The sequence below is a fragment of the Neobacillus sp. DFD-2R genome (assembly GCF_057747865.1).
Genome location: NZ_CM173228.1, coordinates 5020001 through 5045766, shown reverse-complemented (window position 1 = coordinate 5045766; position 25766 = coordinate 5020001). Strand labels below are relative to the sequence as shown.

Genomic DNA, 25766 nt, shown 5'->3' with positions numbered 1-25766 from the left:
GAATCTATGAAAAAAATCAAAGAAAGACTTTCATTTATCTATGGAAATCAAGATATTGAATCACTTTGGGAAAGCATAGAGGAACGTATCGCAATTACAAAATCGAAACCTCTTAAGCTGAGAAAACAAAATTGGGATGAAAAAGATCTTGTGTTGATTACATATGGTGATCAATTCAAAGAAAAAGACAATCCTACCTTAGAAACTTTCAAGAAAATGTATGACCGATATTTAACAGATAAATTCGATATCGTTCACCTTTTGCCATTTTATCCATATTCATCAGACGATGGCTTTTCGGTAATTGATTACAAAGAGGTAAATCCGGCGCTCGGTAATTGGGAACAAGTTGAGAATTTATCTAAGTCCGTAAGAATTATGTTTGATGATGTTTGTAATCATATTTCAGCAAAAAGTGAATGGTTTCAAGAATATTTAAACGGCAATCCCGAATATCAGAATTTTTTCATTGAAATGGATCCGACAATTGATATAAGTGCTGTCACTAGACCTAGAGCTCTTCCTTTGTTAACTAAATTCACTCTGGTAAATGGTGAAGAAAAGCATATTTGGACTACATTTAGTGAAGATCAAATCGATTTGAATTTTAGTAATCCACAGGTTCTATTAATGATGATTGAAGTCCTGCTATTTTATCTCGAGCAAGGGGCAGAATATATCCGATTGGATGCAATAGGCTTTATGTGGAAAGAGGTTGGAACCACATGTATTCATCATGAAAAAACGCATGAGATTGTTAAAATATTCCGTGACGTTGTAGATGAAGCAGCAAAAGGAACCGTCATCATAACAGAAACTAATGTACCGCATAAAGATAATGTTGCTTATTTCGGAAATGGAAATGATGAGGCCCATATGGTTTATCAGTTTCCGCTGCCTCCATTAGTCCTAAATGCCATTCACAATAGTAATGGGAGCGCTCTTACCCGGTGGGCAAGTCAACTGCCTCCAACAGGAATTGATACAACATTTTTCAACTTCCTCGCTTCCCATGATGGAATTGGGTTAAATCCGATTCGCGGTATCATCCCTGAGGAAGAAATCCTAGCGATGGTAGAGGACTTAAAGAAAGAAGGGGCATTGGTTAACTACAAGAAAAACCCTGATGGCAGTGAAAGCCCATACGAAATCAATGTAACCTACCTGGATGCATTAAATAAACAGTCTGATGACGATGAGATCAGAGTAAGACGCTTTTTAGCTGCCCATTCCATTCTCTTAACTCTTCCAGGGGTGCCAGCTGTATATATCCAGAGCATTCTTGGTTCTCGTAATGATTATGCAGGGGTTTCTAAAACAGGGATGAATCGGTCCATCAATCGACAAAAGTACGATTACTTAGAAATCGAAGAAGAATTAACGAATCCTGAGACACTGCGAAATAAGATTTTCAATGAATTAACAACTATTATCCGAATTCGTAAAACAGAACCTCTTTTCCATCCAAATGCAGAGATGGAAGTCATGGATTTTGGGAACGAAGTATTTGCTTTTAAACGAAAGAACTCAAATAATGAAAGCCTGTTAGTGGTACACAATTTAAAAAATGAAACAGTTAATTGCACTTTAAAAGGAAGTTTCCAAAACATTATTTCTGGTGAAAAAGTCGTAATTGATAACTCTCTTTCTTTAAATCCATATCAATTTGTTTGGTTAAAAACAATTAATTAGGGGGAAAAAAGAATGTTTAAAAAGGGCTTAAGTCTAGTCATTATTTTGTTATTAGCATTTGCTTTAACGGCATGCGGCGGAAACAAACAAAGTGCTGCAGGAAAAACAACAATAGAGTTCATGCATTCCTCAGTTGAACAAGAACGTTTAGCCGTTATCAATAAATTGGTGGCAAAATTCGAGAAGGAAAACCCGGATATTACAGTAAAACAAGTTCCTGTACAAGAGGATTCTTATAATACAAAGATCGTTACTTTAGCTAATTCAGGAAAATTACCAGCAGTGCTAGAAGTAGGACAAGATTATGCAAAAGTTATGGATAAAGATAAACTTATTGACCAAGATGCAGTAAAAACAATTATTAATCAAGTTGGCGAAAAAAACTACTATGATGGTGCTTTAAAATTAATGCGTACGGAGAACGGTAATAGTTATACAGGAGTTCCAATCAGCGGTTGGGTTCAAGGTATTTGGTACAACAAAGAAATGCTTGCAGCAAAAGGACTTCAAGAACCAAAAAATTGGGATGATGTAATTGCAATTGCAAAGGCGTTTACAGATAAAGGGAATAAAAAATATGGAATTGCTTTACCAACCGTTGAAGGAGGATTCTCTGAGCAAGCATTCTCGCAATTTGCTCTTTCAAATAATGCCAATGTTTTAGATGGTAATGGAAACCTAAATATGAATACACCAGCAATGAAAGAAGCTTTAACTTATTATAAGGAATTGTCACAATATACGATGCCCGGTTCTAATGATACAACAGAAGTTAAAGATGCGTTCATGAATCAAACAGTGCCAATGGCGGTATATTCTACTTATATTCTTCCTTCTGTATTTGAAGAAGGTAAAGCTAAAAATATTGGATTTGCAATTCCAACTCAAAAAACAAAGGCTGTCTTTGGAACAGTATCTGCATTAACGATTTCTTCCGGATTGGATGATAAACAAAAAGAAGCAGCAAAGAAATTAGTAACATTTATGTCAAAGCCTGAAAATATGACAGCTTGGGTATTAATGTCTCCTGGCGGTGCGCAGCCAGTAAGCAAACTGGTTACAGAAAATGCAAACTATCAAGCGAACGAAGTTATAAAAGCATTTGGGGATCTTTCCTCAGAAATTGCTGCATCTTTTAATGATATTCAAGTGTTCGGTTTAGTAGACAGTAAAAACTTCTTGAAAATGGGAGATATAACAAGCTCAGGTGCAATCCCTAAAATGGTGAATAGCGTCACTGTTGGTGGAAAAAATGTCGATAGCGAGCTGAAAAATGCTGAACAAGCAATTGATAAAGTATTAAAGAAATAGGTTAAGCCGGGGTATTACCTATTTGGTAGTACCCCATATTTAAAAATAACTTAATAAGTTCAAGGTCCGTAAAGAGATTAATGAAGGGACGTAGAGAGTTGTTTTAAAGAATTGACGAACTATTTATGGTTTGTATATTTTTAAACAACTTTATTATTTTCGGGAATATTAACAAAATCCTGAATCGGGCTCCACAATATTATGTCACAGGGAGGTACTATGAAAACGAAAATGAGAGAAAAATCGGATGTGAAATTAGCAATTGCACTTTTATTTCCAAGCATTTTCTTATTATTATTGCTTGTAGCATATCCAATGATATCTAACATACAAATCAGTTTCTTTGATCAACCTATTAATCAACGTTTAAGTGCCACTTTTGTTGGATTAAAAAATTATATCGAGATTCTTAAGGATGGAGAGTTTTACAAATCATTAGGTGTAACTATTTTATACATGATTTGTACAGTCGTAGGAAGTACAGGAGTGGGTTTGGCAATTGCGATTTTCTTTAATCGTCCGTTCAAATTTCGTAAAACTGCCCGATCATTAATCATTCTGTCATATGTGACACCGTCTATTTCCTTGATTTTTGCTTGGAAATATATGTTTAATAACGGCTATGGTGTTGTGAACTATATAGGAGGAGACATTCTTCATTTGTTCAAAGAAGCACCTCTTTGGTTTGATAACCCTGTTAGTAGTTTTATTTTAGTCGTGCTTTTTGCTATTTGGAGATATTTCCCTTACGCATTCATATCTTTTCTAGCTATTCTTCAAACAATTGATTCAACTTTATATGAAGCAGCGGAAATAGATGGAGCAAGTGCATGGGATAAATTTAAAATTGTAACATTACCAGCCATTATGCCTGTCTTACTAACAGTTATAACATTACGCTCAATTTGGATGTTCTATATGTTTACTGATGTTTATCTTTTAACAAACAAAGTGAATATTCTTGGAATTTACTTATATCAAACAGCTTTTGCCTTCAATGATCTAGGTAAAGCATCATCCATTTCAGTAATTCTGTTTATTATTCTCTTCTTGGTTATTATGGGAGCAAGAAAGCGGGTGAACTTAAATGGCAATGGCTAGTAGTAAAAAGAATAAAGTAACGAAGACAATGGGGTTTTATGCAGCTCTTATAGGGATTTTAATCATCTCCTTATTTCCGTTTTTCATTATGCTGATGACCTCCTTTAAAAGCCCAAAAGAGGCGGTTGCAACAAACCCATCCTTTCTCCCGAAGGAGTGGACATTTGAGCATTATCGGGATATCTTCAATCCGGATATCTTTCCGTTTCTTTCCTATTTTAATAATAGTTTAACCGTGTCACTTATTGCTTCAATATTATCCGTTGTTATTGGGATTTTTGGAGCCTATGCCCTATCAAGATTAAAATTCAAGGGACGTTTAACAATCAATGCTAGTTTTTATACTGTTTATATGTTTTCTGGCATTTTGCTAGTTGTACCTTTATTTAAAATCATTTCTGGTATGGGCTTATATGATACAAAAACCTCGTTGATTATTACAATGATCGTGCAAACATTGCCGACAGCAATTTTTATGTTAAAAAGTTATTTTGATACGATTCCAAATGACCTTGAAGAAGCGGCAATGATTGATGGGTTAAATCGAATTCAAATCATTTTTCATATTATTATCCCATTATCTATCTCTGGAATTATGTCAGTATTTGTTTATTCTTTTATGATCGCATGGAATGATTATTTGTTCGCATCCATTTTCTTATCGGATTCAGCAAACTTTACCTTACCAATTGGTTTAAATGCATTGTTTAGTACACCGGATTATATCTGGGGGAGAATGATGGCAGCATCGCTAGTAACAGCACTGCCAGTCGTGATCATGTATGCCATATCTGAGCATTTTATTAAAGGAAACTTAACTGAAGGCGGCGTAAAAGGTTAATCGCTACAAAAAATGAGAGGAAGTAATGAATGATGAAAAAACTAGTTGCTGTACAACCAAGAGTAGCTGCATTGGTAGAATATGAAGAACGTCATGTACAACCAAATGAAGTAAAAATCGATGTAGAGTTTGCTGCACCTAAGCACGGTACCGAAGTTATTGACTTTAGAGGGCTAACACCTTTCATGGATGAGAATTTTTCAGAAGAATGGCGCATGTTCATGCCTCGTGAAGAGGGGGCAACTCCTGGAATCGTTTTTGGAGAATTCCAGCTAGGAAATATGGTTGTTGGAAAAATTGTTGAAATGGGCAGTGAAGTAACGCAATACCAGTTAGGAGAAACTGTTTGTACGTATGGTCCAATAATGGAAACAGTTTTTGTAAATGCAATTAGTAACCATCGATTACGTAAAATGCCAGCTGGTGCAAAATGGCAAAACGCTGTTTGTTATGATCCGGCACAGTTCGCTTTGAGTGGAGTACGTGATGCAAATGTCCGTGCGGGTGATTATGTAGTCGTTGTTGGTTTGGGGGCGATTGGCCAAATTGCGATTCAACTGGCGAAAAAAGCAGGTGCAAGCATCGTTGTTGGTGTTGATCCAATTGCACATCGCTGTGAAATTGCTCTACGTAATGGTGCGGATGTTTGTTTCAATCCTACTTCTTGTGATGTAGGTTTTGAAGTGAAAAAGCTGACAAATAAAATGGGTGCTGATTCCATTATTGAAACTAGCGGTAATTCCGCAGCTCTTCAAGATGCATTAAAAGGCATTGCATATGGAGGAACGATTTCTTATGTGGCATTTGGCAAAGCTTTTCCTGCAGGATTGAATTTTGGCCGGGAGGCACATTTCAACAATGCAAAAATTGTTTTCTCTCGTGCAGCAAGTGAGCCAAATCCTGATTACCCGCGCTGGAATCGTAAACGGATTGAAGATACATGCTGGGAATTGTTAATGAACGGCTATCTTAATTGTGAAGATATAATTGATCCGATTGTTTCATTTGAAGAGAGCGCTGAAGCCTATATGCATTACGTGGATCAACATCCGGAGTTAAGTATAAAGATGGGAATTGAATATAAAAAATAACAGTTTAAAACTTTAGGACGGTCTAATAATAAAATGTTTGTAAGTTACGGGATAAAGAAAGCTAAAGTCCATTCGTTTTAGTTTAATAGAGATTTTGACTTTGCATCCGTAAAAAGGAGGAGATTCCATGAAAATCGGTACACAAAACCAAGCGTTTTTTCCGGAAGATATTAAGGAGAAGTTACGATATTTAAAAAAAGTGGGTTTTGAAGGTTTTGAAATTGACGGCAAATTTTTAGTCGATCATTTAGATGAAGTAAAAGAAGCAATTGCTGAAACGGGAATCCTGGTCACGACAGCTTGCGGTGGCTATAGCGGCTGGATAGGGGACTTTATTGAAGAACGAAGATTAAACGGCTTAGCCGAAATAAAACGAATTCTTGAAGCATTACAGGTAGTCGGTGGAAAAGGGATTGTTGTACCGGCAGCTTGGGGAATGTTTACTTTCCGCTTGCCTCCAATGGTTTCTCCAAGGAGTCAAGCAGGGGACCGAAAGGCGGTTAGTGAATCCCTTATTTACTTGAATAAAGTAGCAGGAGAAACAGAAACCACTATTTTCTTAGAACCGTTGAACCGCTATCAGGATCATATGATTAACACCCTTTCAGATGCGAGAAGATATATAGAAGAAAATGGGTTAAAAAACGTCAAAATCATTGCCGATTTTTATCATATGAATATTGAAGAAGATGACATTTCTACAGCCTTACATCAGAATCGGGACTTAATTGGTCATATACACCTGGCTGATAACCACCGCTATCAACCTGGCAGCGGATCGCTCGATTTTAAAAAGTATTTCAAGCAATTAAAAGAAGATGGATATGAAGGTTTCTTAACAATTGAATGCCGTGTTCGCGGTAACGATCCGGAAGCAGAATATGTTACAGCATTGCGTCACTTACAAGAATCTTTAGTCTGAGAGGAGAAGTATCATCGTGAGTAAAAAGAGAGTTGCAATTATTGGAGCAGGACAAGTAGCAGAAAAAGTTCATGTTTCTTACTATCAAACACGGGAAGAAATTGAAATTGTCGCCGTTGTGAGTCCAAACTCTGACAATGCAAAGAACTTTGCTGAGCGTAATGGTATCCCTCGTTATTATACAGATGCAGCTGAAATGTATTTTATTGAAAAACCAGACATAGTAAGTGTTTGCACTCCTAATCGGTTTCATTTTGAAAATGTCATGCAAGCTTTGGAAGCTGGCTGTGATGTCATGTGTGAGAAGCCTCCTGCTATTTCCGCCGATGATGCAAAGAAAATGCAAGAGGCTGCTGAAAAAAACGATTGTCTACTCGCCTATGATTTTCACCACCGTTTTGCAGATGATGTGAGAATTTTACGTGAAAATGTAGATGAAGGCGTTCTAGGAGAAATCTATGTTGTGAAGGTAAAAGCTTTACGCCGTTGTGGAATTCCCGGATGGGGAAGTTTTACCAATAAAGAAATACAAGGTGGCGGACCTCTTATTGATTTAGGTGTCCATATGTTGGATGCTGCATTATATGTACTTGGTTTTCCGAAAATAAAGAAGGTTACAGCGAAAATGTATCAGAAAATTGGAACTAAGAAATCCCGGGGGACACTTGGAGAATGGGATCCTACAAAATTTGAAGTAGAGGATTCCCTTTTTGGATTTGTTGAGTTAGAAGGCGGCCGCTTATTACAACTAGAAACTTCATTTGCCTTAAATATAAAAGAAACGTCCATTATGAACGTTGAATTTTGTGGGGATCAAGCAGGAGCAACTCTTTTTCCTGCACAGATATATACGGATGAAAGCGGCGAACTGGTCTATCTTTTAAATCGAGAAATTGCAGATTTGAACCGTCATGAAAAAAGTATGGCTGCTTTTGTTGACAAGTGTTTAGGGAAAGAAGTAATGGTTGCGGACGGAAAACAAGGATACATCATCCAACAACTAATAGAGGCTCTATATCAATCTGCTCAAAAAGGTGAGAGTGTGTCCTTATGAAAAACGAACAAGTAATCTACGACAAAAAATTTGATTTACATTATATAAATAAGTTTGCTAGTTTAATGACTTTAGGAAATGGTTACCTAGGCGTGCGTGCCGCGTTTGAGGAAGATTATATCGAACAAAACCGTGGTATGTTTGTGGCGGGGATTTATAACAAAGCCACTGAAAACGAAACATCTGATTTAGTGAATTTACCTGACCTATTAGGAATGAGAATCGAAATTGACGGTGAAATCTTCTCCATGTTAAATGGTGAAATTCTTTCATATGAACGCCATTTGAACCTTGCCACAGGGGAAATAAAACGTGAGCTTTTTTGGAAGAACAAGGACGGTGCCCGATTTCAATTGGTTTTCCAACGATTCGCAGCTAAAAATAACTTGCATTTATTAGCATCTAAAATGACGGTAACCAGCTTAGATAAAAAGGCAAAGATAAAAATCGTTACGGGTATCAATGCACAACAATCTAACTTTGGTAGACAACATTTAATAGAAGAAAAGGTACGTGTTTTTGAAGAAGAAGTGATGCAGGGTGTTTATAAGACAACTGAATCCGGACACACAATTGCTGTTGCCGCGAGTTGTTATTGCTCGATTGAAAGTGACGTTTCCTTTGCAGCGAAAAATAGGCAGCTGCAAACAACTATCAAGAAGGGCCTTAATATTAACACACCATTTATCCTTGAAAAAATTGCGACAGTATTTACCTCTCTTGATCAAGGCGAGGATGGAAAAGACCCGGAAACAGCTAGTATTAAAGAGTTAAAATTAAATGCTCCATACGGATATAACGCATTACTCGAAAAGTCTGCTCTGAAATGGCAGGAATTTTGGCAGCAAAAACGTGTCCAAATTTCCTCTACAAACGAATTCGATCAAACAGCAATGGATTTCGCCCTCTATCATATCGAGATTATGACACCTGCTCATGATGAGCGTTTTAGTATCGGTGCAAAAGGATTAACAGGTGAAGGTTATAAAGGGCATATTTTTTGGGATACCGAAATTTTTCTTGCACCTTTTCATCTTTTTACAGAACCAAAAACGGCCAAGAAACTACTAACCTATCGATATTTACATTTGCAGCAAGCAAAAGAAAAGGCTGAACGAAATGGCTATAAGGGAGCATTGTTTCCATGGGAAAGTGCTTTTTCAGGAGAAGAAGAAACACCTGAATTTGCTGCAATCAATATTAAAACAGGTAAACGGCAAAAAGTAGCTTCTGCGTTAGCAGAACATCACATTGTGGCAGATATAGCTTACACCGTTGTACAATATTATCAAACGACACGTGATGAAGAATTTATGAAACAAGAAGGGCTTGCTTTACTTAAAGATACGGCCCGCTTTTGGATTAGCCGTGCTGTTGAAGAGAATGGGCAGCTTGCAATAAAAAATGTCATTGGTCCTGATGAGTATACAGAGCACATTGATAATAATGCCTATACCAATTTTATGGCATATTACAATGTTGAACAAGCCCTTTATTTTATGGATAAGTTTGGTGTTGCTGATAAGCATCTGGTAGAACAAGGGCAAGTATTCCTTAATCGTTTATATTTACCGCAGCCGAATGAGTATCAAATTATTCCGCAGGACGATACATTTTTAAGTAAGCCGGAAATTGACTTGACACGTTATAAAGAAAATCAGGGCAGCCAAGGCATATTATTGGATTATTCTCGCCAAGAAGTGAATGAAATGCAAATTTTAAAACAAGCAGATGTTGTCATGCTATTATATCTGTTTCCGGATTTATTCCCAAACAGTGTGGTATCAGAAAATTTAGATTACTATGAAAAGCATACCATTCATGATTCTTCGCTAAGCAAAGCGATTCATGCCATTGTTGCAGCAAGATGTGGTGAAAATGATGAGGCCTACCGCTTTTTTCAGGAAGCCTGCTTAATCGATTTGGGTTCGAATCCTCATTCATCTGATGAAGGACTACATGCTGCATCACTTGGAGCAATTTGGCTAGCAACAATATTCGGATTTGCGAATATTGCGTTAAAAAATAATCATCTGATCCTCAATCCTAATTTACCGAAAAATTGGTCAGAGCTTGGTTTTCCACTAACTTTGCTTGGGCGTCGTTTAGAATTTAAGTTAACGCATGAGAGAATTGTAGTTTCTAAGGTTTCGGGACCTGAACTATTACTTGAAATTAACGGGATTAAATACAGCTTAACTGACCGAATTGAAGTGACTTTATAATACAAGGAGAAAACAATGAAAATTGTGATTGCACCAGATTCATTTAAAGAAAGTTTAGCTGCAGATCAAGTGGCTAAAGCTATCAAGGCTGGTTTCATGACGTTTTTTCCCGAGGCAGAGTATCATTTGCTTCCTATAGCTGATGGCGGTGAGGGAACAGTTCAGGCATTGGCATCCGCTTGCGGTGGAAAGATTGAAACGATTTCTGTAACGGGACCATTAAATGAACCGGTTAAGGCAAAAATAGCTTTTTCCGGTGACGGCCAAAAGGCGTATATTGAAATGGCAGAGGCTTGTGGATTGCACCTCGTTCCCTCTCATCAGCGTAATCCGCTTCAAACCACTTCTTATGGTGTAGGAGAGCTGATTAGTTATGCCATCCATCGTGGCGCAAACGAGCTCATTATTGGAGTTGGCGGCAGTGCAACGAATGACGGCGGAATGGGAATGGCTTCTGCTCTGGGTTACCAATTTTTTGATCCTAATGGCAGATTGGTAAATGGCACTGGTCAAGATTTATTTCACGCTGTTTCAATTTCAGATGTCCATTACAATAAGAAATTAGATGATGTGAAAATTACGATTGCCGCAGATGTTGAAAATACGCTGACTGGTAAAAACGGTGCCACTTATGTGTATGGTCCACAAAAAGGGCTTCCTGAAAGCAGTTTAGCAGAAGTGGACCAAGCAATGGGAAGGTTTTTTCAAATGGCTGGCGAGAGTATAGGTAAAACAGTTGCGGACATACCAGGAAGTGGTGCAGGTGGCGGCATGGGTGCGGGGCTATTATTATTTGCAAACGCAACAATCAAAAAAGGCATTGAACTGGTCTTGGACCAATTAAATGTAAGGGATGTTTGTCAGGATGCTGACATTGTTATTGTTGGAGAAGGGAAAATAGATGGGCAAACCATATATGGAAAAGCTCCTGTAGGTGTAGCGTCATGTGCTCCGCCACAAGCGAAAGTAATCGCCGTTTGCGGCAGTGTCGGCACTGACAGTGAAGCACTTTATGACTATGGTATTGACGCTATTTTTCCTACCATTCCAGCCATCCTTCCAATCGACACGATCATGGGTAATGCATTTGCCAATATTGAGAGAACAGCTCGAAATATTGCATCTTTGCTACGATAAGGGGGAAATAAAATATGGAAAAAGGGATAATCGATGCGGTTGTTTTCGATCTTGATGGGGTAATCACGGATACGGCACATTTTCATTACTTAGCTTGGAAACAACTGGCGGAGGATCTGGGGATTACAATCGACGAGGTTTTTAATGAAAGGCTAAAAGGTGTTAGCCGCATGGATTCCCTTGAGTTAATTTTACAAGAGGGAAATCGGCAAAACGACTTTACTTTATTAGAAAAAGTAGTAATGGCTGAAAGGAAAAACCTTCATTATTGTCACTTTTTGAAAGAATTAACACCAACCGCTATTTTACCTGGCATTCTTGAATTAATAGCAAATATAAAAGCAGAAGGCATTTCGATTGGACTTGCGTCTGTTTCGAAAAATGCAGGTACGGTTTTAAAAGCTTTAAATTTAGAAGCTGAATTTGATTTTGTTGCAGATGCTGCCAAAATCAGCAAATCTAAACCAGATCCGGAAATTTTCCTTACGGCATGTGAAGGACTGGGAGCGGCACCTCAACGATCGATTGGAATTGAGGATGCTTCTGCTGGAATTGAGGCTATTAAATCAAGTGGAATGTTTGCAGTTGGAGTAGGAAGCACACTTCAGAAAGCTGATTATCTCGTCGAAACTACCAATCAACTTCGCTGGGTTCTAATAAAGGAAAGCTTTGTAAATTGGAAAGATTGATCGATTTTGGTGACAGGCACCGTTCGTGGACAAATGATTGCTATTGTCCACGTGCAATGGACATTTTTTTGCCCTATGAATTTATAAAAGATAAAGGAGAAAATACAGCCTTTATCCAAGGAATGCTCTAACTCCTCGATATTGAGGAGTTTTTTCTTTTACTTTGTCAGAAGTAAAAAATGGTTACCGCAGACTTCCTCGACGATAACATTGGATCACAAAAAGTGCTTGAGAAGGCGGCTTTGATGAAGGTTTAAAAAAGAATCCCCTGGATTTATCTATGGGGTGAGGTCGATGGAGGATTAGCAGGTAAAAAGCATAATCAACCTAAAGGGTATTTTAGCAATCATACAAACTATAAAACAAATTATGAGAAAAATTTGATGTTTTGTCTAATGACAGCTGTAGGTACTGTTATATAATTAATAATAACTGAATATTTACATAAATACACGCAAGAACTGCTTTATAGATCGTTACTATTAAACCCCCGGCCGAATAGCTCTTGCAGTTCTTGGCGAAGCCATGCTCTCTTTGCCCTAACTCCAGGGAATCACTTACAGATGAAATAACTAAATGCTACAAGTATTTATTTCTATTGGTGAGTATACCTATCCATAATAAAAAGGAGTGTTTATTCATGCAAAGACAAAAGTTATTGATTAATGGGGAAAGACTTAAAGATGAACTTGAACGATTTGCAAACTTCGGCCGTACAGAAAACAATGGGGTAACGCGGTTGTCATTATCAGAAGAAGATCGTTTAGTCAGAGATTACTTTTGTACTTGTTGTGAAGAATTAGGCTTAACAGTCAAGGTAGATGATATGGGCTGCATGTATGCCACACTTGAAGGTATCGAAAATAAACCTCCTCTTGTCATTGGTTCCCATTTGGATACGGTAAAAAAAGGCGGCCGGTTTGATGGAGTACTCGGAGTCGTAGCCGGTTTAGAAGTAGTTCGAACATTGGTGGAGAATCATATTAAGCCTCAAATTCCGATTACCATTGTCAATTGGACAAATGAAGAGGGGGCGAGATTTGAACCTTCGATGATGGCTTCCGGTGTGCTCTCAGGGAAATTTGATAAATCTGTCATGTTAAAAAAGAAAGATTCGGAGGGAATTACATTCGAGGAAGCTTTGCATTCCATTGGATACAATGGTAAGGAAGAGAACCGTCTAAAAGAAGCTTCAGCCTATTTGGAATTGCATATTGAACAAGGTCCAATCCTGGAAAAAGAAGCGCTGTCTATCGGCGTTGTTGAATGCGTGGTAGGGATGGCATGCTATGAAATTGAAATTACGGGTGAATCGGATCATGCGGGAACAACCCCGATGAATATGAGAAAAGATGCCCTTTTTGCAGCTAATAACTTAATAAATGAAATCCGCAGGCGCTTGGGTTCTTTAGATAATGAGTTAGTCTTTACCATTGGAAGAGTAAATGTTTATCCGAGTATCCACACAGTCATTCCAAATAAGGTTGTATTTTCACTGGAAGCAAGACATAAAGATACAGAGGTCGTAAGCACCGTAAAAGATTTCATCCAAGGACTCCCGTATTTAGGATTAAACGAGGGCTGTGAGGTAAAAACAACAAAATTATGGGAACGGGATACGGTTTGGTTTGATCAGGGAATTCTAAAAACGTTAGATCAATCAGCGGAATCTCTGGGATATTCAAATAAACGAATGGTTAGCGGTGCGGGCCATGATGCTCAATTCATTGCCGGCTATGTACCTTCAGCCATGGTATTTGTTCCAAGTATTAACGGAAAAAGCCATTGTGAAGAAGAACTAACCACTTGGGAAGATTGCGAAAAGGGCGTAAATGTGGTGTTGGATACTGTTCTTTCATTGTTATCAAAATAAATTGAAGCTTCATACACAATGAAAAAAATGCTCTCAAAGCGGGGGCATCTTTTTTTTTGCAGTACTCACTGTGTTAACACTATAATCCTTAACTTGATAAAATAGTGTTCCTCTTGACAATAAAAATAAATTTTATTATCCTTTAACAAAAGTAATCAAATAAAAAATTTCGTATAACTCCAATGATATGGTTTGGAGGTCTCTACCAGGAACCAATAATTCCTGATTACGAAGAAGATGCATGAATTTTGTATTTTCTTCGTAGTCAGGAATTTTTTTTTGCTTTTCATTTAAAACATTATATTAGGAGGCCATTATGAATTTTGCAACGTTACCTAAAATTGAGCTTCACTGCCATTTAGACGGTAGTCTTAGACCGGAAACAATAATAGATATCGCTAAGAAAGAGGGCATCAGTATACCTTCTTTTGAGATCGAAGAGATTCAAAAAGAGCTCACGGCTCCATTAGAATGTGAATCGCTTGATGAATATTTGGAAAAGTTCGCTATCCCTAATTTAGTTATGCAATCAAAAGAGAGTCTAAGAAGAATTACCTTTGAACTTTTTGAAGATGCAGCACTGGAAAATGTGAAATATATGGAGGTTAGATTTGCTCCATTACTTCACACTAAAAGCGGTTTAGACGTTGAAGAAATAATTGAAAGTGTTTTAGATGGCTTGAAGGATGCAGAAGATCAATACGATATAAAAGGAAACTTAATTCTGTCATGTATGAGAACGATGTCAGCGAATAGTGCTTTTGAGGTCGTAGAAAAGGGTAAAAAATTCCTTGGAAAAGGAGTGGTTGCCATAGACTTATGCGCATCAGAAGATGAAGGGTTTTGTAGAAAATTCGTAGAACCAATTCGCTTAGCAAGAGAATATGGTTACAGGGTTACGATACATGCCGGTGAAACAGGAATCGGAAGAAATGTATTAGAGGCAGTTGAACTTTTGGGTGCTGAACGAATAGGACACGGAGTATTTATAAAGGATTGTGTTGAAGCATATAAAATAGTGAAGGAAAAACAAGTTGTTCTTGAAATGTGCCCGACAAGTAACGTCCAAACCAAAGCAGTGACTCATTTTAGTGAACATCCGATCTATCATTTTCACAAGGATGGAATAAAAGTAACCGTTAATACAGACAACAGAACGGTATCTAATACAAATATGGCGAATGAATGTAACATCGTATTTAACGAGTTTAATATTAGTTACGAAGATTATAAACAAATTTACGATAATAGTGTTGAAGCCTGCTTTACGGATATAGAGACAAAGGAAAAGTTGAAAAAGTATATACTATAAAAAAAGCCTCCTTTTCATCGGAAAATAAAAAGCTGCCGTTACTCTCAGAGAGTAAGGCAGTTTTTTTATTTTCATTGTTTAAATATAAAAGCAATAAAACTTAAAATTTATTTTAAATTGCCTGGAACAGATTTAGATAGTCTGCCCGAATTAGCTGCTATTTGCGGAGAAATAGCCGGTTTCAAAATACGCATCTTTTTCAACTCCTCCCTTAAGTATTTTGTTTATAAATCAAACGCAAGACTCGTTTTATTTTTCTTTTTTCATACGAGCAAGGTTGTTTGCCTGTTCTTAATCTATATAATGGACAATGGTTTCCTTGACACGAAGGGCGGTAAAAGCAGGATTGGCATCCTAAATCTTTTTCTTCTCCAGATGTAACCCAGAGAGCCATTTTGTCATAATCAATTTCCATGGAACCATCTGAAAATAAGGTGCCAATCTTGTTAAATTCCTCATCAAGAGAACAGGTGCATTTATATATTTGTCCATCGGCGCCAACTGCAAAGGAGTGAGGTTTGGCAGCATAACATACAGATCCTGTAGGCATCAAGGCCGATTCAATAATGGAACTTATATTGAGTCCATGGTTCAGTCCAAACTCGGAAAATTCCCAAATTTTTGTTTCTGCAGTACGACTCTCGCAGATTGGTAAATCGCCATCATTTGCTCCTCCCCAACGACCCACCGGACGGCAAAATAGTTGGAAGCGTGGATCATTACTAAACAGGCTGCCGAGATATGTAAGGAAATTCGGGATTTCTTCTAGGTTTGCTTCGTCAAAATTAATGCGAATGTAAATTTCATAATTTTCATTAATCTGCTGAATAGCTTTTAAGTTTTCTATAATTCTAGCAAATGTATTCCCGCCACCTGTTAAAAATCGGCGTGAATCATGGATATCAGCCATCCCGTCGAGCGTAATCATATAGCGGCGAACGTTCCGGTTTAGTAAGGAACGGAAGGCATCTGATGTTAAAAGATATCCATTGGTTGACAATTTCTGCCGTATAAGAAATATCATGTTGATTCACAGTTTTGAGAATGGATTCACTTAGGTCCTGGATGACATCAAGAGCTAACATCGGTTCTCCGCCAAACCAGCTAATGTTCAAATGCCGTAAGGAACTTGCTTTTTGCTCTATGTATCTCTTTAAGCCTTCACGTACTTCCAGCTTCATCTTTCCGTGGGGAAACGTTTGGTAGCAATATGTACAACGGAAATTACACGCTTCCGTAGGCATAAGGACAAGATGCATCGTGTCCGTACGATGAAGCGATTGATGCAAAAAGCTTGCTCTTTTTTCCTCATCAATATTTTCAGGAACAAGAAACCCTGCATCTGCCAAAGGTTGTAAAAAATCTGACAAATCTCCTAGTATCCCTTCTCTTTTTAAGGCAGACATCACTTCTTGTTTTTCCTCTATCGAAAATGAAACAATTGCACCCGAATAACTGTTATAAAGAATAAGCTCTCCGTTATCCGCATGTGAAATCGCATTGTAGCGGGAAGGGAGCCATCGTGTAGATGACATGTATTAAAACACCCTTTTCATTTTTAGAATCAGATGTCATTGTAGAGGTAAATATTTTCTTTTGCAGTGACATTTTATACAAAGTATTAATTGTTCATAAATAGTTCATAAACTATTATAAATTCAGATTTTGTGATAATGATTTAAATTGTTACCGCTTCTTTTTATTACAACTAAGTAACCCTTTTAGTATGGCACCGGCAAATACTCTTTTTTCGGACTTATGGTATAATTAAGTCAAAAAAGCTATCAAAAGATGATTTTTATCAGTTTATCCATTATGATAGGGGGCAAAGTTTATGTATAAAGAGCTTGTAATGCCAACTGAAATTACCATAAAAGATAAGAAGAAAATTTTAAAAGGTACTGTTACACGAGCAGCTATATTTGCAAGGAGCAAAGTAGTGGATGTTCGAACAGAAGAAAATGATAGATTTTTTCTTGTGTACTATAAAAATTCCTTTATTTATGGGGATAAACTGGGCCATGTAGAGGAAGGTTCATTTATAAATAAAGCATTTCATGAAGGTGTTGTTGTTGAATCTCCTCATCCGATATTAACCGCATTAATTCCCAACAAATCCGTTACTATTCCAAATAAAAATAAACTCCTCTCTCTACTCCAAATGCAGTATTCACTAAAGGAAATGGCCTATATTGCTACAACACTTGACACATTTTTTGAAAAGGAGCATCTTATAAACATAATTGACAAGGTCTATTTTCACTATAGAAGAAGCGGAAATTTTATTAAGTCATTTCAGGTTATTCAAATTTTAAGTGAATTTGCACCTACATTTAAGTCAGCAAATGAGCGTCTGAATTCAAAAGAATTCAATACTTACCACGATTTTTACAATTCCTCAAGTTTACCTTCCATACAAAAAAAGGATCCTCTTTTTATTGAATTACATTGCTTTCAAAATAGATCGAATCCGGATAAGCGAATATTTTTAGAAGAAATCTTAGAAAAACAAGATTGTATAGACAATTTATTATTGCTTTGGTTAGAAAAAGTAGAAAAGCATCAAAAAGCTGAATCGATTGAAAAGTTTACAGGTATTGCTTTACGGTTAGTCACAATGGAAGAATGGATATTAATTTTAATACAGGTTAAAATCAATCCTTATCGAGTGTTATCTGAGCCCAAGGCAATTATTGAAAAATTGATTCAAAAAGGTAGTTATGAAACAGCCGCTTTATATTTATTGAATTTTATCCATGATCTGCCCCCTGCCTATGATGCAATTCTGAATATATTGTGGGGGAATTTGAATGCCGGGTTTGTAGTATCTCATCTGGATGATTTCATCTTTATGCTTAAACAGTTAGTCCACAAAGATAATTCCAAACAATCTGAACAAAAAATCTTTCAACTTGCTGTTTTACTGCTGGAAGAGCATAGTCTAAAAACTGTTCTTGAAAAACTTTCACCTATACAAAAATTACTTCCTCATTCAGTGGTGATTCCCAAAATGACGAAAATGTTAGGACTGTTAGAGGATCCGGATCGGATGATGGAATTGGGGGATTATTATGCAGAATTTAAACAATTCGATAAAGCCATCGATTGCTTCTACTGGGAAATGGAACTTAAGCCACAGGACCCTTCACCTGTACAAAAAATCAGTAAAATGTATCAACATAAAGGAATGGTAAAAGAAGCGGCCGCCTATATAAAAATTTACGATCAATTAAAAAGTAATCAAGAAACCGGATGAAAACATGGCTAATTAATTTTAAAGAAGAGGAATGAAAATAAAGAAATATTCCCTCAATGCTATTCTAAAATAGACGAGAAAGGATTAATATTATGCAATTTTCTTTTGATCACCTAGTCTGGTTCTTTAAAAAGCCGGAGGATGTTATTCCTCCTTTAAAACAAAGAGGAATCCATGGTTTCATTGGCGGTCGTCATGAATCTTGGGGAACATATAATTCCCTAATTTATTTTGGTTTAAGCTATATTGAGTTTTTAGGAATTGAAAATTTGTTTATTGCTGAAAAACATGAAGATAATCGGCTGATTACTCAAATTGTTGAACAGTTATCAAAAGAAAATCGGGAAGGTCCTGCAAGAATAGCAGTTCGAACAGATCAAATTGAGGAATTAGCTGAAAGGTTAAAAGAAGAAGGGTTTACTGTTTATGGTCCACTCCCCGGTGAACGAGTTCGTGCTGATGGACAAGTAATCAGATGGTCTCTACTTTTCTCTGAATATAGAGCAAATGAACTTTCTTTGCCATTTTTTATCCAATGGGAAAAGTCGGATGAGATCAGATTTTCAGAATTAGAAGAACAAGGATTGATAGGACCATACAACGTAGGAAATCCAAAATTTGAGAGCGTTGGTTTTGTTGTACATAACTTAGACCAAACCTTAAAAACGTGGGTGAAATTGTTTAATCTTTATCCTAGTGAGGAGTTTATAGATTCAACAATCAATGCACGTTGTAAAAAAATAGAATTACCCGGCACAAAGCTGTTGTTCTGTGAACCGTTTGGGGAGGGCCTGGCTGAGAAAGTTTTAAACGAAAAAGGAGAAACACCATATTTAGTAACCCTGACTGAAACGAATCAAAATCATTTTTTTGAGATGTTGAACGGCTACTGGCGACTACAATGATCATTTATTTTATTAAACCTAATGTCGTAATAAACCAAAGAAGAGGTAGAAGCCGGGAATCAGGGTTGAAGGGCGTTTAAAAAAGAATCCCCTAGATTTATCTATGGAAAGAAGTCAAATAAACTCTTTATCAAAAAGTTATTGACTTCCTAAATATATAATAGTAATATAATAATTCCCGCTAAGGGATGTTAATAAAAGAAGTTTTTTTCTTTGATATTTATTGCTAAAGTAGTTGACGAAGATGATTTATTTTGATATTATATTTCTTGTCGCTAATTTCAAGCGAAGGAGTTTAAAAAAAGTATTTGACATTTCTGAGACAAAGTGATATATTGATATTCTGTCTTGAAAAATAGTTCTTTGAAAACTAAACAAACAAAATCGTGCAAACAAACAATAACTATTAGTGGAACTTACGTAAGAAAGTGAAGCTAAGCCAACGTAACAAATGAGCTAATCAACTTTCTTGGAGAGTTTGATCCTGGCTCAGGACGAACGCTGGCGGCGTGCCTAATACATGCAAGTCGAGCGAATCTTTAGGAGTTTACTCCTGAAGGTTAGCGGCGGACGGGTGAGTAACACGTGGGCAACCTGCCTGTAAGACTGGGATAACTTCGGGAAACCGGAGCTAATACTGGATAATCCTTTTCCTCACATGAGGAAAAGCTGAAAGACGGTTTCGGCTGTCACTTACAGATGGGCCCGCGGCGCATTAGCTAGTTGGTGAGGTAACGGCTCACCAAGGCGACGATGCGTAGCCGACCTGAGAGGGTGATCGGCCACACTGGGACTGAGACACGGCCCAGACTCCTACGGGAGGCAGCAGTAGGGAATCTTCCGCAATGGACGAAAGTCTGACGGAGCAACGCCGCGTGAGCGATGAAGGCCTTCGGGTCGTAAAGCTCTGTTGTTAGGGAAGAACAAGTACCGGAGTAACTGCCGGTACCTTGACGGTACCTAACCAGAAAGCCACGGCTAACTACGTGCCAGCAGCCGCGGTAATACGTAGGTGGCAAGCGTTGTCCGGAATTATTGGGCGTAAAGCGCGCGCAGGCGGTCCTTTAAGTCTGATGTGAAAGCCCACGGCTCAACCGTGGAGGGTCATTGGAAACTGGGGGACTTGAGTGCAGAAGAGGAAAGTGGAATTCCACGTGTAGCGGTGAAATGCGTAGAGATGTGGAGGAACACCAGTGGCGAAGGCGACTTTCTGGTCTGTAACTGACGCTGAGGCGCGAAAGCGTGGGGAGCAAACAGGATTAGATACCCTGGTAGTCCACGCCGTAAACGATGAGTGCTAAGTGTTAGAGGGTTTCCGCCCTTTAGTGCTGCAGCTAACGCATTAAGCACTCCGCCTGGGGAGTACGGCCGCAAGGCTGAAACTCAAAGGAATTGACGGGGGCCCGCACAAGCGGTGGAGCATGTGGTTTAATTCGAAGCAACGCGAAGAACCTTACCAGGTCTTGACATCCTCTGACACCCCTAGAGATAGGGCTTTCCCCTTCGGGGGACAGAGTGACAGGTGGTGCATGGTTGTCGTCAGCTCGTGTCGTGAGATGTTGGGTTAAGTCCCGCAACGAGCGCAACCCTTGATCTTAGTTGCCAGCATTCAGTTGGGCACTCTAAGGTGACTGCCGGTGACAAACCGGAGGAAGGTGGGGATGACGTCAAATCATCATGCCCCTTATGACCTGGGCTACACACGTGCTACAATGGATGGTACAAAGGGCTGCAAAACCGCAAGGTCGAGCCAATCCCATAAAACCATTCTCAGTTCGGATTGTAGGCTGCAACTCGCCTACATGAAGCCGGAATCGCTAGTAATCGCGGATCAGCATGCCGCGGTGAATACGTTCCCGGGCCTTGTACACACCGCCCGTCACACCACGAGAGTTTGTAACACCCGAAGTCGGTGGGGTAACCGTAAGGAGCCAGCCGCCTAAGGTGGGACAGATGATTGGGGTGAAGTCGTAACAAGGTAGCCGTATCGGAAGGTGCGGCTGGATCACCTCCTTTCTAAGGATATATGCCGGACATATGAGCCGGACAAAACAGTTTGTTTGAAACACGTTCTTTGTTTGTTTAGTTTTGAGAGAGCAATTAATCTCTCGAAGCTTTTTTTATTCGTTCTTTGAAAACTGGATAATCGTAAAGAAGAAGTCAAAGTAAGAACCGAGTTATAGGGAAAAATGCAGTTCAATTTTTCCTTGCCATTTTAGTTTTCTCTCTTATTATGTAAGAGAATTAAACCTTTTAGGTTAAGTTAGAAAGGGCGCACGGTGAATGCCTTGGCACTAGGAGCCGATGAAGGACGGGACTAACACCGATATGCTTCGGGGAGCTGTAAGTAAGCTTTGATCCGGAGATTTCCGAATGGGGAAACCCATTGCTCGTAATGGAGCAATATCTTTACCTGAATACATAGGGTATGGAAGGCATACCCGGGGAACTGAAACATCTAAGTACCCGGAGGAAGAGAAAGCAAACGCGATTCCCTGAGTAGCGGCGAGCGAAACGGGACATAGCCCAAACCAAGAGGCTTGCCTCTTGGGGTTGTAGGACACTCAACATGGAGTTACAAAGGAACGGGGTAGATGAAGCGATCTGGAAAGGTCCGTCATAGAAGGTAAAAACCCTGTAGTTGAAACTTCGTTCCCTCCTGAGTGGATCCTGAGTACGGCCGGACACGTGAAATCCGGTCGGAAGCAGGGAGGACCATCTCCCAAGGCTAAATACTCCCTAGTGACCGATAGTGAACCAGTACCGTGAGGGAAAGGTGAAAAGCACCCCGGAAGGGGAGTGAAATAGTTCCTGAAACCGTGTGCCTACAAGTAGTCAGAGCCCGTTCATGGGTGATGGCGTGCCTTTTGTAGAATGAACCGGCGAGTTACGATTACATGCAAGGTTAAGTTGAAGAGACGGAGCCGCAGCGAAAGCGAGTCTGAATAGGGCGAATGAGTATGTGGTCGTAGACCCGAAACCAGGTGATCTACCCATGTCCAGGGTGAAGTCCAGGTAACACTGGATGGAGGCCCGAACCCACGCACGTTGAAAAGTGCGGGGATGAGGTGTGGGTAGCGGAGAAATTCCAATCGAACTTGGAGATAGCTGGTTCTCTCCGAAATAGCTTTAGGGCTAGCCTCACGTAGTAAGAGTCTTGGAGGTAGAGCACTGTTTGGACTAGGGGCCCTCATCGGGTTACCGAATTCAGACAAACTCCGAATGCCAAAGACTTATCCGTGGGAGTCAGACTGCGAGTGATAAGATCCGTAGTCAAAAGGGAAACAGCCCAGACCACCAGCTAAGGTCCCAAAGTATACGTTAAGTGGAAAAGGATGTGGAGTTGCTTAGACAACCAGGATGTTGGCTTAGAAGCAGCCACCATTTAAAGAGTGCGTAATAGCTCACTGGTCGAGTGACTCTGCGCCGAAAATGTACCGGGGCTAAACGTATCACCGAAGCTGTGGATTGACATCTTCGATGTCAGTGGTAGGAGAGCGTTCTAAGGGCGTTGAAGTCAGACCGTAAGGACTGGTGGAGCGCTTAGAAGTGAGAATGCCGGTATGAGTAGCGAAAGATGAGTGAGAATCTCATCCACCGAATGCCTAAGGTTTCCTGAGGAAGGCTCGTCCGCTCAGGGTTAGTCGGGACCTAAGCCGAGGCCGAAAGGCGTAGGCGATGGACAACAGGTTGATATTCCTGTACCACCTCTTTATCGTTTGAGCAACGGGGGGACGCAGGAGGATAGGGTAAGCGCGCTGTTGGATATGCGCGTCTAAGCAGTTAGGCTGCAAGTGAGGCAAATCCCGCTTGCGTGAAGGCTGAGCTGTGACAGCGAGGGAAATTTAGTACCGAAGTTCCTGATTCCACACTGCCAAGAAAAGCCTCTAGCGAGATAAAAGGTGCCCGTACCGCAAACCGACACAGGTAGGCGAGGAGAGAATCCTAAGGTGAGCGAGAGAACTCTCGTTAAGGAACTCGGCAAAATGACCCCGTAACTTCGGGAGAAGGGGTGCTCTTTGGGGTGAATAGCCTCGAAGAGCCGCAGTGAATAGGCCCAGGCGACTGTTTAGCAAAAACACAGGTCTCTGCGAAGCCGCAAGGCGAAGTATAGGGGCTGACGCCTGCCCGGTGCTGGAAGGTTAAGAGGAGGGGTTAGCGCAAGCGAAGCTCTGAATCGAAGCCCCAGTAAACGGCGGCCGTAACTATAACGGTCCTAAGGTAGCGAAATTCCTTGTCGGGTAAGTTCCGACCCGCACGAAAGGCGTAACGATCTGGGCACTGTCTCAACGAGAGACTCGGTGAAATTATAGTACCTGTGAAGATGCAGGTTACCCGCGACAGGACGGAAAGACCCCGTGGAGCTTTACTGTAGCCTGATATTGAATTTTGGTACAGCTTGTACAGGATAGGTAGGAGCCGTAGAAGCCGGAGCGCTAGCTTCGGTGGAGGCGTCGGTGGGATACTACCCTGGCTGTATTGAAATTCTAACCCGCACCCCTCATCGGGGTGGGAGACAGTGTCAGGTGGGCAGTTTGACTGGGGCGGTCGCCTCCTAAAGAGTAACGGAGGCGCCCAAAGGTTCCCTCAGAATGGTTGGAAATCATTCGTAGAGTGTAAAGGCACAAGGGAGCTTGACTGCGAGACCTACAAGTCGAGCAGGGACGAAAGTCGGGCTTAGTGATCCGGTGGTTCCGCATGGAAGGGCCATCGCTCAACGGATAAAAGCTACCCCGGGGATAACAGGCTTATCTCCCCCAAGAGTCCACATCGACGGGGAGGTTTGGCACCTCGATGTCGGCTCATCGCATCCTGGGGCTGTAGTCGGTCCCAAGGGTTGGGCTGTTCGCCCATTAAAGCGGTACGCGAGCTGGGTTCAGAACGTCGTGAGACAGTTCGGTCCCTATCCGTCGTGGGCGCAGGAAATTTGAGAGGAGCTGTCCTTAGTACGAGAGGACCGGGATGGACGCACCGCTGGTGTACCAGTTGTCTTGCCAAAGGCATCGCTGGGTAGCTATGTGCGGACGGGATAAGTGCTGAAAGCATCTAAGCATGAAGCCCCCCTCAAGATGAGATTTCCCATAGCGTCAAGCTAGTAAGAACCCTGAAAGATGATCAGGTTGATAGGTCAGAGGTGGAAGCGCGGTGACGTGTGGAGCTGACTGATACTAATCGTTCGAGGACTTAACCAAGTCATATTTATATGAACAAGGTGAACTCGTTTTTACCAAACTTCTTCTGCATTATCCAGTTTTGAGGGAATGAAACCTCAAAGAAAATAGTCTGGCAGCAATGGCGAGAAGGTCACACCCGTTCCCATACCGAACACGGAAGTTAAGCTTCTCAGCGCCGATGGTAGTTGGGACTTTGTCCCTGTGAGAGTAGGACGTTGCCAGGCGAAAGACAAAGAAGCTATTCTCTGTCTTTAAAATCTCCTTTTGGAGAAAAAATAAAAACTTTATATTGCATTGAAACACCAACGGTGTTATCATGTAAAAGTTGCTTCAAAAAGTACATCAGTTAAAAATATCTTTTCAAAAGAAAGTAATTTTCAGTTGATATATAAGAAGCAATGTGATATGATAGTTTTTGTCGCTATTTTAATTAGCAGCTTTGTTCTTTGAAAACTAAACAAACAAAATCGTGCAAACAAACAATAACTATTAGTGGATCTTTCGTAAGAAAGTGAAGCTAAGCCAACGTAACAAATGAGCTAATCAACTTTCTTGGAGAGTTTGATCCTGGCTCAGGACGAACGCTGGCGGCGTGCCTAATACATGCAAGTCGAGCGAATCTTTAGGAGCTTGCTCCTGAAGGTTAGCGGCGGACGGGTGAGTAACACGTGGGCAACCTGCCTGTAAGACTGGGATAACTTCGGGAAACCGGAGCTAATACCGGATAATCCTTTTCCTCACATGAGGAAAAGCTGAAAGACGGTTTCGGCTGTCACTTACAGATGGGCCCGCGGCGCATTAGCTAGTTGGTGAGGTAACGGCTCACCAAGGCGACGATGCGTAGCCGACCTGAGAGGGTGATCGGCCACACTGGGACTGAGACACGGCCCAGACTCCTACGGGAGGCAGCAGTAGGGAATCTTCCGCAATGGACGAAAGTCTGACGGAGCAACGCCGCGTGAGCGATGAAGGCCTTCGGGTCGTAAAGCTCTGTTGTTAGGGAAGAACAAGTACCGGAGTAACTGCCGGTACCTTGACGGTACCTAACCAGAAAGCCACGGCTAACTACGTGCCAGCAGCCGCGGTAATACGTAGGTGGCAAGCGTTGTCCGGAATTATTGGGCGTAAAGCGCGCGCAGGCGGTCCTTTAAGTCTGATGTGAAAGCCCACGGCTCAACCGTGG

Annotated in this window: 16 protein-coding genes, 4 rRNA genes and 1 riboswitch (1 of these 21 cut by a window edge); of the genes, 18 read left to right on the top strand and 2 right to left on the bottom strand. The window is 40.2% G+C overall.

Going from position 1 to position 25766, the window contains the following annotated elements:
- The first annotated feature begins 6 nt into the window (after window positions 1-6).
- The 12 genes from AC3ANV_RS25325 (at window position 7) to add (ending at window position 15248) form a co-directional block, all read left to right on the top strand.
- Window positions 7-1692 (top strand): alpha-amylase family glycosyl hydrolase, encoded by a 1686-nt coding sequence (locus tag AC3ANV_RS25325; protein WP_488311339.1) that lies wholly within the window; start codon window positions 7-9, stop codon window positions 1690-1692.
- A gap of 12 nt (window positions 1693-1704) precedes the next feature.
- The gene (locus tag AC3ANV_RS25320; RefSeq protein WP_488311338.1) at window positions 1705-3003 is read left to right on the top strand and encodes an ABC transporter substrate-binding protein; all 1299 of its coding nucleotides are present in this window, start codon (window positions 1705-1707) and stop codon (window positions 3001-3003) included.
- Window positions 3004-3222: 219 nt separating this feature from the next.
- The gene (locus AC3ANV_RS25315) at window positions 3223-4104 is read left to right on the top strand and encodes a carbohydrate ABC transporter permease (RefSeq protein WP_488311337.1); all 882 of its coding nucleotides are present in this window, start codon (window positions 3223-3225) and stop codon (window positions 4102-4104) included.
- Window positions 4097-4945, top strand: coding sequence for a carbohydrate ABC transporter permease (locus tag AC3ANV_RS25310; protein ID WP_488314336.1), 849 nt, complete (start codon window positions 4097-4099; stop codon window positions 4943-4945). The genes AC3ANV_RS25315 and AC3ANV_RS25310 overlap by 8 nt, the downstream gene beginning before the upstream one ends.
- A 32-nt stretch (window positions 4946-4977) precedes the next feature.
- The gene (locus AC3ANV_RS25305) at window positions 4978-6036 is read left to right on the top strand and encodes a zinc-dependent alcohol dehydrogenase (protein WP_488314335.1); all 1059 of its coding nucleotides are present in this window, start codon (window positions 4978-4980) and stop codon (window positions 6034-6036) included.
- A gap of 127 nt (window positions 6037-6163) precedes the next feature.
- Window positions 6164-6958 carry a sugar phosphate isomerase/epimerase family protein gene (locus AC3ANV_RS25300; RefSeq protein WP_488311336.1) on the top strand — a complete coding sequence of 265 codons (795 nt, stop codon included), beginning with the start codon at window positions 6164-6166 and terminating at the stop codon, window positions 6956-6958.
- Between the two features lie 16 nt (window positions 6959-6974).
- Window positions 6975-8012, top strand: a complete 1038-nt coding sequence (locus AC3ANV_RS25295) for a Gfo/Idh/MocA family protein (RefSeq protein ID WP_488311335.1) — start codon at window positions 6975-6977, stop codon at window positions 8010-8012.
- Window positions 8009-10237, top strand: coding sequence for a glycoside hydrolase family 65 protein (locus tag AC3ANV_RS25290; protein ID WP_488311334.1), 2229 nt, complete (start codon window positions 8009-8011; stop codon window positions 10235-10237). The genes AC3ANV_RS25295 and AC3ANV_RS25290 overlap by 4 nt, the downstream gene beginning before the upstream one ends.
- A 15-nt stretch (window positions 10238-10252) precedes the next feature.
- Window positions 10253-11374, top strand: coding sequence for a glycerate kinase (locus AC3ANV_RS25285; RefSeq protein ID WP_488311333.1), 1122 nt, complete (start codon window positions 10253-10255; stop codon window positions 11372-11374).
- 14 nt (window positions 11375-11388) lie between these two features.
- Window positions 11389-12063 carry a beta-phosphoglucomutase gene (gene pgmB, locus AC3ANV_RS25280; protein WP_488311332.1) on the top strand — a complete coding sequence of 225 codons (675 nt, stop codon included), beginning with the start codon at window positions 11389-11391 and terminating at the stop codon, window positions 12061-12063.
- Between the two features lie 640 nt (window positions 12064-12703).
- Window positions 12704-13936, top strand: coding sequence for an allantoate amidohydrolase (locus AC3ANV_RS25275; protein ID WP_488311331.1), 1233 nt, complete (start codon window positions 12704-12706; stop codon window positions 13934-13936).
- A gap of 149 nt (window positions 13937-14085) precedes the next feature.
- A riboswitch (purine riboswitch) is annotated at window positions 14086-14185 on the top strand.
- Between the two features lie 67 nt (window positions 14186-14252).
- The gene (gene add, locus AC3ANV_RS25270; RefSeq protein WP_488311330.1) at window positions 14253-15248 is read left to right on the top strand and encodes an adenosine deaminase; all 996 of its coding nucleotides are present in this window, start codon (window positions 14253-14255) and stop codon (window positions 15246-15248) included.
- Between the two features lie 211 nt (window positions 15249-15459).
- Here the strand turns inward: add and AC3ANV_RS25265 are convergent, their stop codons facing one another.
- Both AC3ANV_RS25265 and AC3ANV_RS25260 read right to left on the bottom strand, forming a co-directional pair.
- Window positions 15460-16158: a radical SAM protein gene (locus AC3ANV_RS25265; protein ID WP_488311329.1), complete on the bottom strand. Its 699-nt coding sequence runs from the start codon at window positions 16156-16158 to the stop codon at window positions 15460-15462.
- Window positions 16151-16783: a radical SAM protein gene (locus tag AC3ANV_RS25260; RefSeq protein WP_488311328.1), complete on the bottom strand. Its 633-nt coding sequence runs from the start codon at window positions 16781-16783 to the stop codon at window positions 16151-16153. The genes AC3ANV_RS25265 and AC3ANV_RS25260 overlap by 8 nt, the downstream gene beginning before the upstream one ends.
- 299 nt (window positions 16784-17082) lie before the next feature.
- On the opposite strand from AC3ANV_RS25260, the gene AC3ANV_RS25255 reads away from it, so the two are divergent.
- The 6 genes from AC3ANV_RS25255 to AC3ANV_RS25230 form a co-directional block, all read left to right on the top strand.
- Window positions 17083-18504: a tetratricopeptide repeat protein gene (locus AC3ANV_RS25255; RefSeq protein WP_488311327.1), complete on the top strand. Its 1422-nt coding sequence runs from the start codon at window positions 17083-17085 to the stop codon at window positions 18502-18504.
- 92 nt (window positions 18505-18596) lie between these two features.
- On the top strand, window positions 18597-19409 hold the full coding sequence (locus tag AC3ANV_RS25250; protein ID WP_488311326.1) for a VOC family protein: 813 nt from the start codon (window positions 18597-18599) through the stop codon (window positions 19407-19409).
- 466 nt (window positions 19410-19875) lie between these two features.
- Window positions 19876-21425 (top strand): 16S ribosomal RNA (locus AC3ANV_RS25245).
- Between the two features lie 240 nt (window positions 21426-21665).
- Window positions 21666-24601 (top strand): 23S ribosomal RNA (locus tag AC3ANV_RS25240).
- Window positions 24602-24691: 90 nt separating this feature from the next.
- Window positions 24692-24807: ribosomal RNA gene (rrf, locus tag AC3ANV_RS25235) — 5S ribosomal RNA — on the top strand.
- A 325-nt stretch (window positions 24808-25132) separates the two neighbouring features.
- Window positions 25133-25766, top strand: a 16S ribosomal RNA gene (locus AC3ANV_RS25230) (it continues 916 nt past the right edge of the window).
- The 16S, 23S and 5S rRNA genes sit together here, the layout of an rRNA operon.

Coding starts and splice junctions, on each gene's coding strand:
- AC3ANV_RS25325 (WP_488311339.1), top strand. CDS start 7: ATGAAAAAAATCAAAGAAAGACTTTCATTTATCTATGGAAATCAAGAT.
- AC3ANV_RS25320 (WP_488311338.1), top strand. CDS start 1,705: ATGTTTAAAAAGGGCTTAAGTCTAGTCATTATTTTGTTATTAGCATTT.
- AC3ANV_RS25315 (WP_488311337.1), top strand. CDS start 3,223: ATGAAAACGAAAATGAGAGAAAAATCGGATGTGAAATTAGCAATTGCA.
- AC3ANV_RS25310 (WP_488314336.1), top strand. CDS start 4,097: ATGGCTAGTAGTAAAAAGAATAAAGTAACGAAGACAATGGGGTTTTAT.
- AC3ANV_RS25305 (WP_488314335.1), top strand. CDS start 4,978: ATGAAAAAACTAGTTGCTGTACAACCAAGAGTAGCTGCATTGGTAGAA.
- AC3ANV_RS25300 (WP_488311336.1), top strand. CDS start 6,164: ATGAAAATCGGTACACAAAACCAAGCGTTTTTTCCGGAAGATATTAAG.
- AC3ANV_RS25290 (WP_488311334.1), top strand. CDS start 8,009: ATGAAAAACGAACAAGTAATCTACGACAAAAAATTTGATTTACATTAT.
- AC3ANV_RS25285 (WP_488311333.1), top strand. CDS start 10,253: ATGAAAATTGTGATTGCACCAGATTCATTTAAAGAAAGTTTAGCTGCA.
- pgmB (WP_488311332.1), top strand. CDS start 11,389: ATGGAAAAAGGGATAATCGATGCGGTTGTTTTCGATCTTGATGGGGTA.
- AC3ANV_RS25275 (WP_488311331.1), top strand. CDS start 12,704: ATGCAAAGACAAAAGTTATTGATTAATGGGGAAAGACTTAAAGATGAA.
- add (WP_488311330.1), top strand. CDS start 14,253: ATGAATTTTGCAACGTTACCTAAAATTGAGCTTCACTGCCATTTAGAC.
- AC3ANV_RS25265 (WP_488311329.1), bottom strand. CDS start 16,158: ATGGCTGATATCCATGATTCACGCCGATTTTTAACAGGTGGCGGGAAT.
- AC3ANV_RS25260 (WP_488311328.1), bottom strand. CDS start 16,783: ATGTCATCTACACGATGGCTCCCTTCCCGCTACAATGCGATTTCACAT.
- AC3ANV_RS25255 (WP_488311327.1), top strand. CDS start 17,083: ATGTATAAAGAGCTTGTAATGCCAACTGAAATTACCATAAAAGATAAG.
- AC3ANV_RS25250 (WP_488311326.1), top strand. CDS start 18,597: ATGCAATTTTCTTTTGATCACCTAGTCTGGTTCTTTAAAAAGCCGGAG.